This is a genomic window from Rickettsia asiatica, assembly GCF_007989425.1.
Taxonomy (GTDB): Bacteria; Pseudomonadota; Alphaproteobacteria; order Rickettsiales; family Rickettsiaceae; genus Rickettsia; species Rickettsia helvetica.
In genome coordinates, this window is sequence record NZ_AP019563.1 from 657,090 (window position 1) to 671,591 (window position 14,502).

Here is a 14,502-nt window from a genome sequence, read left to right on the forward strand (position 1 = left end):
ATTTACTTTTTCTTTTTACTATATATTAAAATTAGTGTCGGTAAAGCGGTAATAATTGCTGCTAAGATGTAATGAATAACAAGCGGTCTATCCATCATATGACACTGCCCATCATTTGGAATCGTTTGAGCTAAAACCATATAAGCAACTATTATCGTCACTATTATATATAGACCGGTAAAGAACAAATATTTTATAAAATTTTTCATGTTAATCTCCTGTGAATTAACTGTGTCCATGTCAGCATTGTTGCATGGCTTGGAAAACATACTCGATGTCATTCCCGCGAAGGCGGGAATCCAGTAAAACCTATAAAAAACTTGTTTTTTTAGGTTTATTTTGCCAATATTTAAGACTGTTTTCTGGATTCCCGCCTTCGCGGGAATGACATTAAAAACTACACAAACTTATAACAACTCTGATTCTTATCACCTTTACTTATTAAAAGTTTATGCTCTAAACCATATAACAAATCCCTGCTAGCCGTTGCCGTAGAAATATTTTTATGTACATTAATATAATCTTTTCTAGAAAACCATTTATCAATTAAATTAACCTTAGCAAATTCCATTCTAGATAAAGGCGTACTTGCTTCATATGTTATATTATTACTATATAATCTTAATGCTGCAACTATTTTATCAAGCATAAACCCGATAAATAACGTCAATTCACCAAGCTTATCACACTTGCGTAAAACACTATAATACTCACTTTGATTATTTTTAATCAAACTTTCAACAGAGATATATTCAAAAATTTTATTAACTTGCATTAGTAATAATTGCTGCCATAACCTACCGATTCGTCCGTTACCGTCTGAAAAAGGATGGATAAATTCAAACTCATAATGAAATATACAAGCTTTAACTATTCCGGAAACGTTCTTATCTTGTGCTATAAACTCAAATAAATCCTGCATTAATAAAGATACATGGCTTGCCGGAGGTGCAAGATGTATAATCTCCGTGCCTTTAAATATAGCGGCATTACCTTTATGCCACTTTCCGTTATCTTCTACTAATCCTTGCATTAATATCTCATGTGCTTTTAATAATGATTTAATCGAAAAAGGATCAAATATGGTTAATCATTATATAATTTTATAGCATTATTTACTTCTAAAATATCTTTTTCAGGTGCAAGTACACGCTTGCCGTTTATTATATCGGTAATTTGCTCTACGCTTAAACTATTTCCTTCAATTGCTAAAGAAGAATGGATGGTTTTAATTTGATTATTTTTTCTAAGTTTTATAGGTTGAGAGTACAGCTTGCTACCGGCTAAAATACCAAGCTCATAAGAAACATCTTGTGATAACTCCAAGATTTTATTAGTTATTTGAAAAGGTGGTCTGTTATTCATTTTATGATAGTATCATATGATACTATCACTGTCTATGTTATTTGATATAATTAATAAGATTTTCTACCTCAATATCTTCTGTCACTCCGGTTTTACGGTTTTTCAGTTCAACAATATTATTTGCGGCTTTTTTAGGACCGATTATAATTTGATGAGGTGAACCTATAAGATCATGCGTTGCAAATTTACTGCCTGGACGTGCATCAGTATCGTCATATAACACTTCTATATTTTGATCTGATAGCTCTTTATAAACCCTTTCCGCAAGCTCCATGCATTTACTATCATGAATATTCAAATTAATTAGAGACACTTTAAAAGGAGCAACACTAGAAGGCCATATAATACCTTTCTCATCGCAATTTGCTTCTATGATAGCCGCCACTAACCTTGAAATACCTATGCCATAAGAACTCATTTCTACAGGAGTTAATTTACCGTGTTCGTCATTAATAAGAGCATTCATACTAACCGAATATTTTGAGCCGATATAAAAAATATGCCCGACTTCTATTCCTTTACTGCTGGTTATTTCTTGTTCAGATATAGATAATTTATTTACGTCATGTTTTTCTTCAGCTGCCGCGTACCAGCTTTTAATTTCCTCTACATCGATATCAGGATTATCTTTTAGAGTTTTAAATCTTTTATCGTAATAAATAGTACTTTCACCGGTTTCGGCGATAATATGAAACTCATGGCTTAAATTGCCGCCGATTGGACCGTTATCGGCAATAACAGGGATAGCAAACACACCTAAATCCCGAAAAGTATTGATATAAGCCTTATACATTTGATTATAGGTTTTAACAGCACTTTCTTCATTTATATCAAAAGAATAAGCATCTTTCATTAAAAATTCCCGACCTCTCATAACACCAAAACGTGGTCTGATCTCATCACGAAATTTCCATTGGATATGATAAAGATTTTTCGGCAAATCCTTATATGACTTAATATTATGACGAAAAATATCCGTAATCATATCTTCGTTAGTCGGACCGAATAGTAAAGTATTATCGTGACGATCTTGAAACTTTAGCATTTCCTTACCGTAATTATCAAAACGTCCCGATTCCATCCATAAATGTGCCGGTTGAATGCAAGGCATTAGAACTTCTAAAGCTCCTACTTTATTCATATTTAAGCGTACTATATTCTCGATATTCTTTAGTATTTTTAAGCTGAGCGGAAGCCATGTATAAATACCGGCTGCTTGCTGCCTAATCATTCCGCTTCTAAGCATTAATTTATGCGAAGTTACTTGAGCTTCACTTGGCTCTTCTTTTAAAACAGGTAAAAAATATTTTGATAATAACATAGAATTTTTTTAGTTTAATATATTTTTCCGTCATTGCGAGGAAAATTACGAAGTAATTGACGAAGCAATCTTGTGCCAAAGTCCTGAGATTGCCACGCAGCCTACGGCTGCTCGCAATGACGACTCGGCTATCCATGCAACACCATGGGTGCAAGCCACGATATGACAATCGTATTTTACCTTTTCGAGGTAAGATTCAGAAACTCATGGCGATATTTCTGCTGTTCGGCAAATATACCCGTATAATGCATGGTATTCATAGTAATATTAATATCGCTATCTTGCATCATACTATCTTGCATAACGCCCCGCATCGTCATACAGCTATGTAAAGCAGAAATCTTAACGGCAACGCCAAGCGGCTTTAAATTCTCCTGCACGCTTTCTGCTATTTGTACCGTCATTTTTTCTTGAATCTGTAATCTTCTAGCAAAAACATTTACTATTCGTGCAAGTTTACTTATGCCGATGATACAATTATCTGGAATATACGCTATATCTACAGTACCGATAAAAGGAAGCATATGATGTTCACAGAAAGAGGTAAACTTTATATCTTTCAGTAATATAAAATCCTGAAAATTACACGTATCATAAAATTTTGTGCTTAATATTTCTGCTATATCTTTTTCATAACCGGAGAATAGTTCCCTATAGCTATTAATTACTCTATCAGGGGTTTTAAGTAGCCCTTCTCTATTCGGATCTTCGCCGATAAATTTTAGTAACGTTCTTACCGCTTCTTTAGCTTCTTCTCTAGACGGTTTTTCAAGTTTCATAAGTTTATTTGCTTTTTAAAAACATTGTTTTACCACAAATATAAACAAACATCAAGCCGCCTACTATAGCAATAAGCCCTCCTCCACCCATCATACCCATTAATAGCTTAGCAGATAGCGGCATTACGCTATTTGGATCTTTCCGCATCACTCCGTAACCACCGGCGAGTGCTAGCCCCAGTATGTGCAGAATCTGCCCGAATATTAGGAGGTAGAATGTAAAGTTTATAATATTGTCATTGCGAGGATGTACGAAGTACCGACGTGGCAATCTCAGGAATTTTTGTATCGCCTCATAAAATTGCCATGCTCCTTTTAGTCGCTCGCAATGACGTTGATACCCCACAATACTTAAATAACTATACCCCATATAAGCAATGCTAATCCCTACTATAGACCCGTGATAATGAGCAGGGATTACTATATTTATACCTGAGATATTGATTGCTATAAGCCCACCAAGTAGGAATAAAGTAATAGAGCAAAGTAAGATGGTTTTGATTACTTTGCCATCCACCATCAATGTCATTCCCGCGAAAGCGGGAATCCATTCTTTTCTATCTAGATTCCCGCTTTCGCGGGAATGACATAAAGGCACGTGGAAATAACATACCAATTCAAGCCCCATACCAACCAAACATAAAACAGGAGCAATGCCGCCTAGATATTTCATATGATGTGTGTAAAATTCTTTAAATGCTCCATCGATAATATCATAAGATATATGACCGAAAACTATAAGAATACCGAAAATAACATTCAAATAAAGTAAGAATAGATAGAATCTTTGGAATTTTAATTCTCTACCTATTAACTCTCTAAATAAAATAACCCAAATAAATATTAATATTTGAGTATATATAAATTGTAGTAAATGACCTCCGCTCCAAAAAAGTAATTCATAATAAAATTCTATCTCTATAGGAATAATTTGAATAATGTTTTGCAAGCCGTTATAAGAGCATCTGAAACAAACGAAGCTTAAAATAAACATTATAATAGTCGATAATACGGTAAAATTAACTAGACTATTTAAGTTCATCCAATCAAAGAAGTATAAAATATTTATAGCATATAATAGCAGTGTAACGCCAAATAAGCTTAACCCCAAAATAAATACGATATTTTCAAGCATCGGTATATAATTATTCATCACCGGATTATGCCCTGCTACTGGGGAAACAGCGATTAGAAGAGTAGCTAGAAAAGCGAGTTTGGGATAAAGGTGCAACACGTCATTGCGAGCGAACGTAGAGAGCATGGCAATCTCATGAAGAAGTGGAAAGTTCCTGAGATTGCCGCGTCGAGGCTTTACCTCTCCTCGCAATGACATTTCACCCCAAACACTAGCAGTGATAGATAATAACCAAATCAATACCGATAAATTAACATGAATAATTAAAGCAGATTTAAAAATATGAGGATTTGGAAAAAAATCGGCTAATTGCGGGGTACGTAGCACTACCAAAATAACCGAATATAAACCGGCAAGCCCTAAAGACATTATACCAAGCTTAAGCCAAGCAAACATTAAGCTATTATTTTGTGATTGATTGGTAGAATTCATGATTACAGGAAAATATTAAATATAATTTACAAATAGCTCACGGTATTTAAATAAGCAATATTTTTTTATTTGTTTTAGAAATTAACATACGATATTAATAAGTCAATCAAAAGTTAATAGTTAGATATGACTAACCACCCATGCATCGGTATAGGTGCTATAGTTTTTAATAGCAAAAATGAGATTTTACTAGGCAAACGTATTAGTTCTCATGGTGAATCTAGTTATGCTCCAGCCGGAGGACATTTAGAGTTTGGAGCAACATTTGAAGAATGTGCTATCCGTGAAGTTTTAGAAGCAACAAATCTGATTATTGAAAACCCACAATTTATAGCGGTGACTAACGATTTTTTTGAAAAAGAGCAAAAGCATTATGTCTCGATTTTCCTTAAAGCTCATTGTTTAAATGAACATGAATTACAGAATCTAGAATCTCATAAGGTAGAAAGCTGGCAGTGGTTTGCCCTTGATAATTTACCTTCTAACCTTTTTCTGTCTCTAAAAAGACTGATAGAGAAAAAATGTCATTTATATAAAGAAATTATTGATGAACCCAATTTATCTAATTTTAAATATCCGGATGCATATTTATGTAAAACACTAGCAATAAGAGTTTGATAAGGCATTCCTTCTTGTGCTGCAATTCTTTTTATATGATTTAAATCGTATAACGGCAATCTAATATTAATTCTTTCCGATTTTTTAAAAAAATTAGCAGCTGCAATTTTAGCTATATTTTTTTGATTCTCTAGTTCTTTTTCAGGTAACTCTAAAAGCTCATCTTTTTCAAAATAATCTAATATTTCTTGCTCTTCCTCTGTTAATTTATATTTCTTCATAGTTTTTTACCTTTAGCTTTTATATATTCTTTAGTAGCTTTTCTACTTGGAATAATTGTTTTTAAAAAGACTTTGTCCTCATTAATCACACACGATACTAAATAACAATAACCATCTATTTCAACTACATATATTTTCTGATTTGGATATTTACCTTGATTAGGATGGTCCTGTATATTTAATACATAATCCTGTTCTATTAAAGCAATTACCTGTTCAAAACTTATCTCTCTTTCTTTTAACAAGGCAATATTTTTGTCTTGATTAAATTCAAAATAACACTTTTTCTGCATATACTTGATATTATGAGATTTTGCATGCCTTTTGTCAATATCATTCTAACTTTAACAATTTAACATGTAAATAGATTTTGTTGTTGCGGTGGATTGAATGGTGGGTTTGAGAAGACTTGAACTTCCGACCTCACGCTTATCAGGCGTGTGCTCTAACCAGCTGAGCTACAAACCCACAATATAGAGATGTGGTGAGCTCGCCGGGATTCGAACCCGGGACTCTTTGATTAAAAGTCAAATGCTCTACCGACTGAGCTACGAGCTCTTAAATATATTGTAATTAGCAATATGAAGATCAATTTCAAAAAGAGCAAGGAGTCTATAAATCGAGGAACGCAGCGTATATTAATACGTGAGTACTGCAGATTTTATAAGACGACGTAGCCAATATTTTAAAATTCATCGAATATTGAATATATTCAAAAATTATGTTTTACTTTATCGCCGAAAAAGGCTAATCTGTCAACAATTATTTTTTAATTTAAATATAGGCAGTTTATGCAGCATCAGGACGTGGCTATAATTATCCCCTCAAGGCTAAGTTCAACTAGGCTTAAACAAAAACCTTTACAGCTTATCGGCTCTATAACTTTAATCGAGCGGGTATTCAAACAAGTAAATCAAGCTAACCTTGAGCATACATACGTTGCGACCGATTCGGAAGAGATAGCAAAAATTATTAAAAAAGTCGGAGGGAAAGTAATATTTACCGATAGCAATATCCCTACCGGTACTGATCGTACTTATGAAGCTTTTAAATTCATTCCAAATAATCAAAATATTAATTACATAGTTAATGTACAAGGAGATATGCCTTTTATTGAACCTAGCTCTATTTTGAAAATTATAGAATATTTAAAAAACAGCGAATACGATATTATTACACCGGTAGTAAAAGTATATAGGGAATCAGTGGAAGCTAGTAGTAATGTTACCGTAGCGGTTGACTCGGCGGGGAAAGCATTGTATTTTTCGCGTAGTCTTATTCCAAACGGTGCAGAAGAATTTTTATATCATGTAGGCATGTATGGTTTTCGCAAAAACGCTTTAGAAAAATTTGTATCTCTTAAGCCAACTTTTTTAGAAAAAACAGAACGTTTAGAACAACTACGTGTCCTTGAAAACGGCATGACTATAGGTACATGTTTAGTTGAGAATATTCCTATTTCCATAGATACGGAAGAAGACTTAAAAAAAGCAGTAAAATTTTACGAAAATATTAGTAAACTAGGTTTATAATAAATAATGGTACGTTTCATTTTTGTTACCGGCGGCGTTGTTTCATCACTCGGTAAAGGTCTAACTGCTGCATCTCTTGCTATGCTATTACAAGCGAAAGGATTTAAAGTTTGCGTACGCAAACTAGACCCTTATCTTAACGTCGACCCTGGGACTATGAATCCTCACGAACACGGGGAAGTATATGTAACGGATGACGGAGCAGAAACCGATCTAGATCTTGGACATTATGAACGTTTTACTGGAATCCCTGCATGCAAGCATGATAGCATTACAACAGGTGCGATATACTCAAAATTACTTAAAGATGAACGTTTAGGAAATTACACCGGCGTTACCGTTCAAATCATCCCGCATGTTACGAATATAATAAAAGATTTTATACTTTCAAACACCAAGGGTTTTGATTTTATTATTTGTGAAATAGGCGGTACAGTCGGTGATATTGAAGGTCTACCGTTTTTTGAAGCTATAAGGCAAATCGGTAACAACTTAAAAAGCGAAAATTGTTTATTTATTCATTTAACATTATTACCTTATGTTAAAACCGCCCGTGAATTAAAAACAAAACCTACCCAATACTCAGTTAAAGAATTACGTGCTATAGGTATTTCACCTAATATACTAGTGTGTCGTGCAGAACGTAACATTTCAAAAAGTGCAATAGATAAAATAGCTTTATTTTGTAATATAGAATCTGAGTATGTTATTCCGGCAATAGATCAAAAAAATATATATTTAGTACCTATTGCATATTACAATTCAGGTCTTGACAATAAAGTATTAAAATTTTTTAATCTTAATATTACACCGTCTAAATTAGACGAATGGCATGATATAATTGGTAGGCTAAAAGATTCTAATTCAAAAGTAAGAATCGCTATAATAGCTAAATATCATAAATTAAAAGATGCTTATAAATCAGTAATCGAGGCACTTGATCATGCAGGTATTTATTACAAATATAAAATTAATTTAGTATGGATAAATGCTGGAAATCTAACTGAAGAGAATATTAATAAAAAATTATTAGATATAGACGGGATTTTAGTACCAGGCGGATTTGGAGAACGAGCAACTGAAGGAAAAATTATAGCAATAAAATATGCCCGTACTAATAACATACCTTTTTTTGGAATATGTTTCGGTATGCAACTTGCGACGATCGAAATAGCTCAGAATTTAATCGGTATTAAAGATGCAGTCACGGAAGAATTTAAAGTAGACGGTACAAAAATTATTGAGAAAATAAATAAAAACCGTGAAGACTCAAAAATAACAATTGAAAATAGACATCTTTCCAAACTCGCTTATAGGGAGGAATTTGAAGGAGACACGGAACACAGAACCGTAGCGTACACAAACGTACGTGAGGATGCGAGTACCGGATCAACGTACAAATTACCCCTAGAAGTAGAGTTTGGAAAGATGTCTGATATAAAAAAGACTATGCGTCTTGGCTCTTATCCTTGTAGTTTGGTTGCAAATACCATTGCAGCTAATGCCTATAAAAGCCTTGAAATAAATGAGCGACATCGTCATAGATACAAATTTAATAATGAGTTTCAAAATATTTTTGAAAAAAACGGAGTGGTATTTAGCGGTTTTTCAAAAGATGAAGAGATTATAGAAATAATTGAACTACCGGCACTTCGTTGGTTTGTAGGAGTACAATTTCATCCGGAATTTAAATCTAAGCCGTTTGAAGCTCATCCGTTATTTATTGAATTTGTTAAGGCTGCAATTGAGTATAATAAATGTAATTAACAATAAAGTATGAGCTTATTTTAAAAAATCTTGACATAGTTTTTATTATAGTCTAGGTTGCATTAGATTTCTTTCTAAAGTCGCTTATAGGGAGGAATTTGAAGGAGACACGGAACGCAGAACCGCAGCGTACATATAAAGTACGTGAGGATTCAAGTACCGGATCGACGTACAAATTACCCCTAGAAGTAGAGTTTCGAAAGAAATCTATAAAATAAGCTCATAGGTAAATTAATGGATGCCGTGGATTCTAACTTCACAATTTGGAATAAAGCTAGAAACAGTAAATTTAGGCATATAGTATGGCCAATTAGATCGTATGAATTAACTAAATTCATCCCGATGGCTTTACTAATGTTTTTTATTCTACTTAATCAAAACTTAGTTCGTAGTATTAAAGATAGTTTTGTTATTACCTTAATTAGCTCGGAAGTATTGAGTTTTATCAAACTTTGGGGCGAAATGCCGATGGGAATTTTATTTGTTATTCTTTATTCTAAACTCTGTAATATTATGACAACAGAGCAAGTTTTTAGGATAATTACCGGTACTTTTTTATTTTTCTTCGCAATTTTTGGTTTTGTTCTATTTCCGTATAGAGATTTTTTTCATCCCGATCCTGAATTAGTCAAACATTATATAACCCTTCTTCCCCATTTAAAGTGGTTTTTAATAATCTGGGGACAATGGAGTTTGGTATTATTTTATATTATGGGAGAGTTATGGCCGGTTATAGTCTTTACTCTTTTATATTGGCAGCTTGCGAATAAAATTACTAAAGTCGAAGAAGCTCCAAGATTTTACTCGTTTTTTACTTTATTCGGACAAACTAATTTACTCATCTCAGGAACCATAATTATTTATTTTGCTAAGAGTAATCATTTCTTACTTCCTTTATTCTCTCATCTAAACGATACAAATGAAATCCTTTTAAAATCATTTATTACGGTTATTTTAATATCCGGATCAATTTGTCTAGCTCTTCATAAATTTATTGATAAATCAGTCGTAGAAGCTGACAAAAATATTAAATTTAAAAATCAAAGAACGGATATATTAAAATTAAGCTTGGTCGAAAGTGCAAAAGTAATATTAACTTCTAGATATCTCGGTTTTATTTGTCTTCTTGTAATGTCTTATTCTATGAGTATTAGCCTTATAGAAGGATTATGGATGTCAAAAGTAAAACAACTCTATCCTGCTACAAAGGATTTTATATCCTATCACGGTGAAGTGTTTTTTTGGACGGGAGTACTCACGTTAGTTAGTGCGTTTTTAGGAAGTAGTTTAATTAGAATATGCGGCTGGTTTTGGGGAGCTATTATAACACCGGTTATGATGTTTGGAGCAGGCGTTATGTTCTTTTTATGCACGGTTTTTGAAAATCACCTAGGAAATATCGTACATACTCTCGGCTATAGTTCGCTGCTTGTCGTTATAGTTTTTATCGGCGGACTTTGGCATGTACTTTCTAAATCCGTAAAATATTCACTTTTCGATGCTACTAAAGAAATGGTATATATCCCGCTTGATAGTGAAATGAAGACCAAAGGAAAAGCTGCCGTTGATGTTATGGGTACTAAAATCGGTAAATCAATAGGTGCTATTATTCAATTCATATCCTTTAGTATTTTCCCGAACGCTGTACATAATGACATAGCCGGTTTATTGATGTTTAGTTTTATTATCGTATGTCTATTATGGCTATATGGCGTGAAAGTTTTATCGCAATATTATAATAAGATGATAAAACATTAATAGTTTCATTATTGTTGTGTGGCTCGATTTTGTTGTTGTCATCTCGTGGCTTATACCTGCGTTGTTGCATTGCTTAGTTGTCATTCCTGCGAGACATTGTTGCATGGATCAATTCCATCCCTGTCATACCGCGACTTGATCGCGGTATCCAGTTAAAAATACTATATTTTAAGTTGTTTTTTGGATACCGTGGTCAAGGCCACGATGTGACACCGAATGCATTTTTCGATCCCATACAACAACGCTTACGACACATTGCTCGCGTGGATACCAAATCATCATTGTGAGCGAACTTTAGTTCGCGTGGCAATCCAGAAAACAATAATAAAAATTCTGTAAATCAGATTTTTTTCTTCCTTGCTTCGTCAATTGTTATGCAATTTCCTCGCAATGACAGGAAAACCGATCCACGTAATAGTTGATCAAACTACTGTATTTTGAACATCCTCTCCTATTAATCCTTGATCAAGCAAATCAAATGCCTCATCCAAATAATTACTCATCTCGTTTTCTTGAGCTAATTCTAAATAATCTTTAATTCACTCTTGCTCTTGACAAACATTAATAAGTTTAGCTTTTAAATCATCATTCTCTTGATTTTTAATATAATCTAATATTATTTTTGAAACAATTTGATTACCATCCTTCACTTCTTCAGTTTGATATATTAACTCCTTTACTTCTCTAGCTTGTTTTATTAACTGCTTTAACTTTTGACCGTCTTTACATTGTTTTATTAAATTATCTTTTGTATAATCAGTATTATTATGCATTAAGGATTATGACCACAGTGATATAATATTTTACCCATCTGCTGCTTACTGTATACCGTAGCACTATGCTCAAGTAACATTTTGGCAATTTCAAAATTACCTGTAACCTCTAAAACAGTATCACCATTCTCATCTCGTATATTAGGATCAATACCTTTTTAAAGTAACTCTTTAAGATCTGCTAAGTCAGTTATATAATATAGGGTACTTTTGTTTTTTATGCTATCTACCGTATCGAAGCTTACATCTTTACTGTTCTTACTATTAATACTATTGTTAATATTAATGCGTAAATCGTGCAACATTTCTGGAACGGTTTTACATTCTTTTGCATTCATTACTCTCCTTTCCCGTAAAAGATTTATCAACTTAGAAATTTTAGGCATAATTATTTTCTTTTTTTAGTTATTTTATTAAAATTCCATATTTCATGGTATTTTGTTGACTCGGCATTATATTAATCTATTTTAATAAAGTCAATGTGAGTGATTAATTTTTATAAATTAATCACTTAACAATATAATTTAAAAATTCTTTTTTCTTGAATGTATTTGTAATATAGTAATAGGCATATTTAATATTTGTAGAGGGAGTAATGAAAAAAAATCCAAAAATCTCATTAATAGGTAGCGGTAACATAGGTGGTACGCTTGCTCACTTAATTAGCCTTAGAGAAATCGGGGATATCATGTTATTTGACGTGGCTGAAGGAGTGCCGCAAGGAAAAGCACTCGATCTTATGCAAGCAGGGACGATATTAGGCTCTGATATAAAAATAAAAGGAAGTAATGACTATAAAGATATTGAAGGGTCTGATGCAATAATTATTACTGCCGGTTTACCAAGAAAACCAGGAATGAGTAGAGACGATCTCATTAGCGTTAATACCAATATTATGAAAGACATAGCACAAAATATAAAAAAATATGCTCCGAATGCTTTTGTAATAGTAATTACCAATCCGCTTGATGTTATGGTATATGTCATGCTTAAAGAAAGCGGGTTACCTCATAATAAAGTAATCGGTATGGCAGGGGTACTTGACTCATCAAGATTTAATCTTTTTCTTGCTAAAGAGTTTAAAGTATCGGTTAGCAATGTTAATAGCACGGTTCTCGGCGGTCACGGTGATGCTATGGTACCTCTTGCAAGATATTCTACAATATCAGGCGTGCCGATACCCGACCTGATAAAAATGGGCTTATCAAGTAATGAGCGTATTGAGAAAATAATCGATCGTACTAGAAACGGCGGCGGTGAGATTGTTGCATTACTTAAAACAGGCTCTGCTTATTATGCCCCCGCAGCCTCAGCAATAGAAATGCTTGAATCATATTTAAAAGATAAACGTCAAATTCTAACTTGTGCCGCTTATTTACAAGGCGAGTACGGTGTACATGATTTATATGTCGGAGTGCCTATTATTATCGGTAAAGAAGGTGTCCTAAAAGTAATAGAACTACAGTTAACCGCAGAGGAAAAAGCACTATTTGATAAATCAGTCGAGGGAGTTAAAAAACTCATTGAGACGGTGAAATAAATGATAATGATAAAATTATATTATTGAATTAATACTGATTATTAGTGTTGTTAATTTAACATAAATGGTATTACAGTTTGGTTTATTTTTATTAATAGAGGAAAATTATGAAACATAAGAATGAATTAGACCGGCTAATAAGAAATCTTTATTTAATAAAAAATACTAATTTAAATAATATTTTAGAAACAGATAAACTAGCTATAACATGTACAACTAATTTTATAGAAGCTCTAATAAACAAAATAGACCCTAGAAAACCGGGACCGTATGTTTCTCAACAACAAGCTAACTTCAAAGTAGCAAATGATAAAAATATACAGGGTGGTAAGAAAGAAATTTATTTAAAAAACCTACCTATTAGTATTGGTAAAGTTGAAGGCTTTAAGGAAAGACGAAAAAGGTAGAAAAGCAAAGACTCAACTTGATGTCCTAATATCCCCTTCAGATTTTTCAGAATTATTAAGACTAAGTAATTCATTACCGGTCACTAATGAGCAAGGGCTAGAAGTAAAGGGCAATATTAATCTATTGCAATTGATGGAAGAAGTTGTTCAGAAAGTAGGGAAAAAGAGCTTAAATATACAGCAAGATAAAAAAGTACTTACCTCACAAGAAAACGAACAAGCTATAACACACGGTCAACAAAAAGTAGAGCTTAGCCTTAAAAAAGAGATAATAAAGTTAAGGGAAGCAGTTCAAGAAACAATCAAAAATCCAACTAATAATGAAGAATTTAATAAGACATCAAAAGAAATTTTAGATTTGATTAATAATATCAACTCTCATCAACCATCTAGATTACAGGCAGCTAGAAATAAAATCCTGAGTAGTGGAGGAAGCCCTAATACTAAAAATACAAAAATAGAGGAATTTTTTCTTGAACAATATGAATGGGATAAATTTCAAGAATTAAGAGAAAGATTACAAAAAATAAAAGAACCTAGAGAAAAATTAGATGAAATGAAAAATTTTTATGATGTGATTAATTCATTAGATAAAAATATCATTCTAGGAGCAATGCAAGAGAAACAAAAAGTTCAACAAACTTCTAATCAAAAAGCACAAGAGATTATAAGAAGTAAATTTTTTATACCTTGATAATGCCGGGGATTTTTCAGATGGTTTACAAAATTTATGTGAGAAGTTAAAAAATAAAGAAGAGAAAGAGGGAAAAGAACTTATAGAAGCTTCTAAAAATATACTCAGCAAAAAAGTATATCAGTAAATAAAAATTACTTCCGTAATACTAATAATTCAA

Annotated in this window: 13 protein-coding genes, 2 tRNA genes and 3 pseudogenes; 8 read left to right on the forward strand and 10 right to left on the reverse strand. The window is 32.7% G+C overall.

Translation table 11 applies throughout. The annotated features are described in order from the left end of the window. Positions 1-2: 2 nt before the first annotated feature. The 5 genes and pseudogenes from RAS_RS03770 to RAS_RS11055 form a co-directional block, all read right to left on the reverse strand. A complete protein-coding gene (locus RAS_RS03770; RefSeq protein WP_010423269.1) occupies positions 3-209 on the reverse strand; it encodes a hypothetical protein in 207 nt (68 codons plus the stop codon). A gap of 188 nt (positions 210-397) precedes the next feature. Next, a pseudogene (locus RAS_RS03775) lies at positions 398-1,365 on the reverse strand (Fic family protein). A gap of 37 nt (positions 1,366-1,402) precedes the next feature. Continuing rightward, positions 1,403-2,686 (reverse strand): proline--tRNA ligase, encoded by a 1,284-nt coding sequence (gene proS, locus RAS_RS03780; RefSeq protein WP_147142491.1) that lies wholly within the window; start codon positions 2,684-2,686, stop codon positions 1,403-1,405. 176 nt (positions 2,687-2,862) lie between these two features. Next, the gene (folE, locus tag RAS_RS03790; RefSeq protein WP_147142494.1) at positions 2,863-3,465 is read right to left on the reverse strand and encodes a GTP cyclohydrolase I FolE; all 603 of its coding nucleotides are present in this window, start codon (positions 3,463-3,465) and stop codon (positions 2,863-2,865) included. 600 nt (positions 3,466-4,065) lie between these two features. Next, positions 4,066-5,032 (reverse strand): annotated as a pseudogene (locus RAS_RS11055) (hypothetical protein); the annotation flags it as partial. Between the two features lie 126 nt (positions 5,033-5,158). Here RAS_RS11055 and RAS_RS03800 point away from each other — a divergent pair. Next, a complete protein-coding gene (locus RAS_RS03800; protein ID WP_269473017.1) occupies positions 5,159-5,650 on the forward strand; it encodes a nucleotide triphosphate diphosphatase NUDT15 in 492 nt (163 codons plus the stop codon). On the opposite strand, the gene RAS_RS03805 is transcribed toward RAS_RS03800, so the two are convergent. From RAS_RS03805 to RAS_RS03820, 4 genes are all read right to left on the reverse strand, one after another. Beyond that, the gene (locus tag RAS_RS03805; RefSeq protein WP_147142500.1) at positions 5,557-5,871 is read right to left on the reverse strand and encodes a CopG family antitoxin; all 315 of its coding nucleotides are present in this window, start codon (positions 5,869-5,871) and stop codon (positions 5,557-5,559) included. The two genes, RAS_RS03800 and RAS_RS03805, sit on opposite strands and share 94 nt — an antisense overlap. Beyond that, complete coding sequence (locus RAS_RS03810) at positions 5,868-6,164, reverse strand: BrnT family toxin (protein ID WP_147142503.1); 297 nt, start codon at positions 6,162-6,164, stop codon at positions 5,868-5,870. Before RAS_RS03810 ends, RAS_RS03805 begins: the two co-directional genes overlap by 4 nt. Positions 6,165-6,262: 98 nt before the next feature. Continuing rightward, positions 6,263-6,339, reverse strand: a tRNA-Ile gene (locus tag RAS_RS03815). 14 nt (positions 6,340-6,353) lie between these two features. Continuing rightward, positions 6,354-6,429, reverse strand: a tRNA-Lys gene (locus RAS_RS03820). Positions 6,430-6,662: 233 nt separating this feature from the next. On the opposite strand from RAS_RS03820, the gene RAS_RS03825 reads away from it, so the two are divergent. The 4 genes and pseudogenes from RAS_RS03825 to tlc2 all read left to right on the forward strand — a co-directional run bounded on the left by RAS_RS03825 (position 6,663) and on the right by tlc2 (position 10,928). Then, positions 6,663-7,403 carry a 3-deoxy-manno-octulosonate cytidylyltransferase gene (locus tag RAS_RS03825; protein ID WP_147142506.1) on the forward strand — a complete coding sequence of 247 codons (741 nt, stop codon included), beginning with the start codon at positions 6,663-6,665 and terminating at the stop codon, positions 7,401-7,403. Positions 7,404-7,409: 6 nt separating this feature from the next. After that, positions 7,410-9,170 (forward strand): CTP synthase, encoded by a 1,761-nt coding sequence (locus tag RAS_RS03830; RefSeq protein ID WP_147142509.1) that lies wholly within the window; start codon positions 7,410-7,412, stop codon positions 9,168-9,170. A 61-nt stretch (positions 9,171-9,231) separates the two neighbouring features. Next, positions 9,232-9,388, forward strand: a pseudogene (locus RAS_RS03840) (palindromic element RPE1 domain-containing protein). 16 nt (positions 9,389-9,404) lie between these two features. Further along, positions 9,405-10,928 carry a nucleotide exchange transporter Tlc2 gene (gene tlc2 / locus RAS_RS03845; protein WP_147142516.1) on the forward strand — a complete coding sequence of 508 codons (1,524 nt, stop codon included), beginning with the start codon at positions 9,405-9,407 and terminating at the stop codon, positions 10,926-10,928. A gap of 539 nt (positions 10,929-11,467) precedes the next feature. On the opposite strand, the gene RAS_RS03850 is transcribed toward tlc2, so the two are convergent. Beyond that, the gene (locus RAS_RS03850; protein WP_010423284.1) at positions 11,468-11,701 is read right to left on the reverse strand and encodes a hypothetical protein; all 234 of its coding nucleotides are present in this window, start codon (positions 11,699-11,701) and stop codon (positions 11,468-11,470) included. 595 nt (positions 11,702-12,296) lie between these two features. On the opposite strand from RAS_RS03850, the gene mdh reads away from it, so the two are divergent. The 3 genes from mdh to RAS_RS09700 all read left to right on the forward strand — a co-directional run bounded on the left by mdh (position 12,297) and on the right by RAS_RS09700 (position 14,342). Next, on the forward strand, positions 12,297-13,241 hold the full coding sequence (gene mdh / locus RAS_RS03860; RefSeq protein ID WP_147142519.1) for a malate dehydrogenase: 945 nt from the start codon (positions 12,297-12,299) through the stop codon (positions 13,239-13,241). A 107-nt stretch (positions 13,242-13,348) separates the two neighbouring features. Then, the gene (locus RAS_RS03865) at positions 13,349-13,648 is read left to right on the forward strand and encodes a hypothetical protein (protein ID WP_147142522.1); all 300 of its coding nucleotides are present in this window, start codon (positions 13,349-13,351) and stop codon (positions 13,646-13,648) included. Further along, a complete protein-coding gene (locus tag RAS_RS09700) occupies positions 13,617-14,342 on the forward strand; it encodes a hypothetical protein (RefSeq protein WP_232049348.1) in 726 nt (241 codons plus the stop codon). The genes RAS_RS03865 and RAS_RS09700 overlap by 32 nt, the downstream gene beginning before the upstream one ends. Positions 14,343-14,502 lie beyond the last annotated feature (160 nt).

Bases quoted from the DNA above. Each gene is read 5' to 3' on its own strand.
- RAS_RS03805 (WP_147142500.1), bottom strand. From the start codon at position 5,871: ATGAAGAAATATAAATTAACAGAGGAAGAGCAAGAAATATTAGATTAT.
- RAS_RS03800 (WP_269473017.1), top strand. From the start codon at position 5,159: ATGACTAACCACCCATGCATCGGTATAGGTGCTATAGTTTTTAATAGC.
- RAS_RS03810 (WP_147142503.1), bottom strand. From the start codon at position 6,164: ATGCAGAAAAAGTGTTATTTTGAATTTAATCAAGACAAAAATATTGCC.
- RAS_RS03850 (WP_010423284.1), bottom strand. From the start codon at position 11,701: ATGCATAATAATACTGATTATACAAAAGATAATTTAATAAAACAATGT.
- mdh (WP_147142519.1), top strand. From the start codon at position 12,297: ATGAAAAAAAATCCAAAAATCTCATTAATAGGTAGCGGTAACATAGGT.
- proS (WP_147142491.1), bottom strand. From the start codon at position 2,686: ATGTTATTATCAAAATATTTTTTACCTGTTTTAAAAGAAGAGCCAAGT.
- folE (WP_147142494.1), bottom strand. From the start codon at position 3,465: ATGAAACTTGAAAAACCGTCTAGAGAAGAAGCTAAAGAAGCGGTAAGA.
- RAS_RS03830 (WP_147142509.1), top strand. From the start codon at position 7,410: ATGGTACGTTTCATTTTTGTTACCGGCGGCGTTGTTTCATCACTCGGT.
- RAS_RS03825 (WP_147142506.1), top strand. From the start codon at position 6,663: ATGCAGCATCAGGACGTGGCTATAATTATCCCCTCAAGGCTAAGTTCA.
- tlc2 (WP_147142516.1), top strand. From the start codon at position 9,405: ATGGATGCCGTGGATTCTAACTTCACAATTTGGAATAAAGCTAGAAAC.
- RAS_RS03865 (WP_147142522.1), top strand. From the start codon at position 13,349: ATGAAACATAAGAATGAATTAGACCGGCTAATAAGAAATCTTTATTTA.
- RAS_RS03770 (WP_010423269.1), bottom strand. From the start codon at position 209: ATGAAAAATTTTATAAAATATTTGTTCTTTACCGGTCTATATATAATA.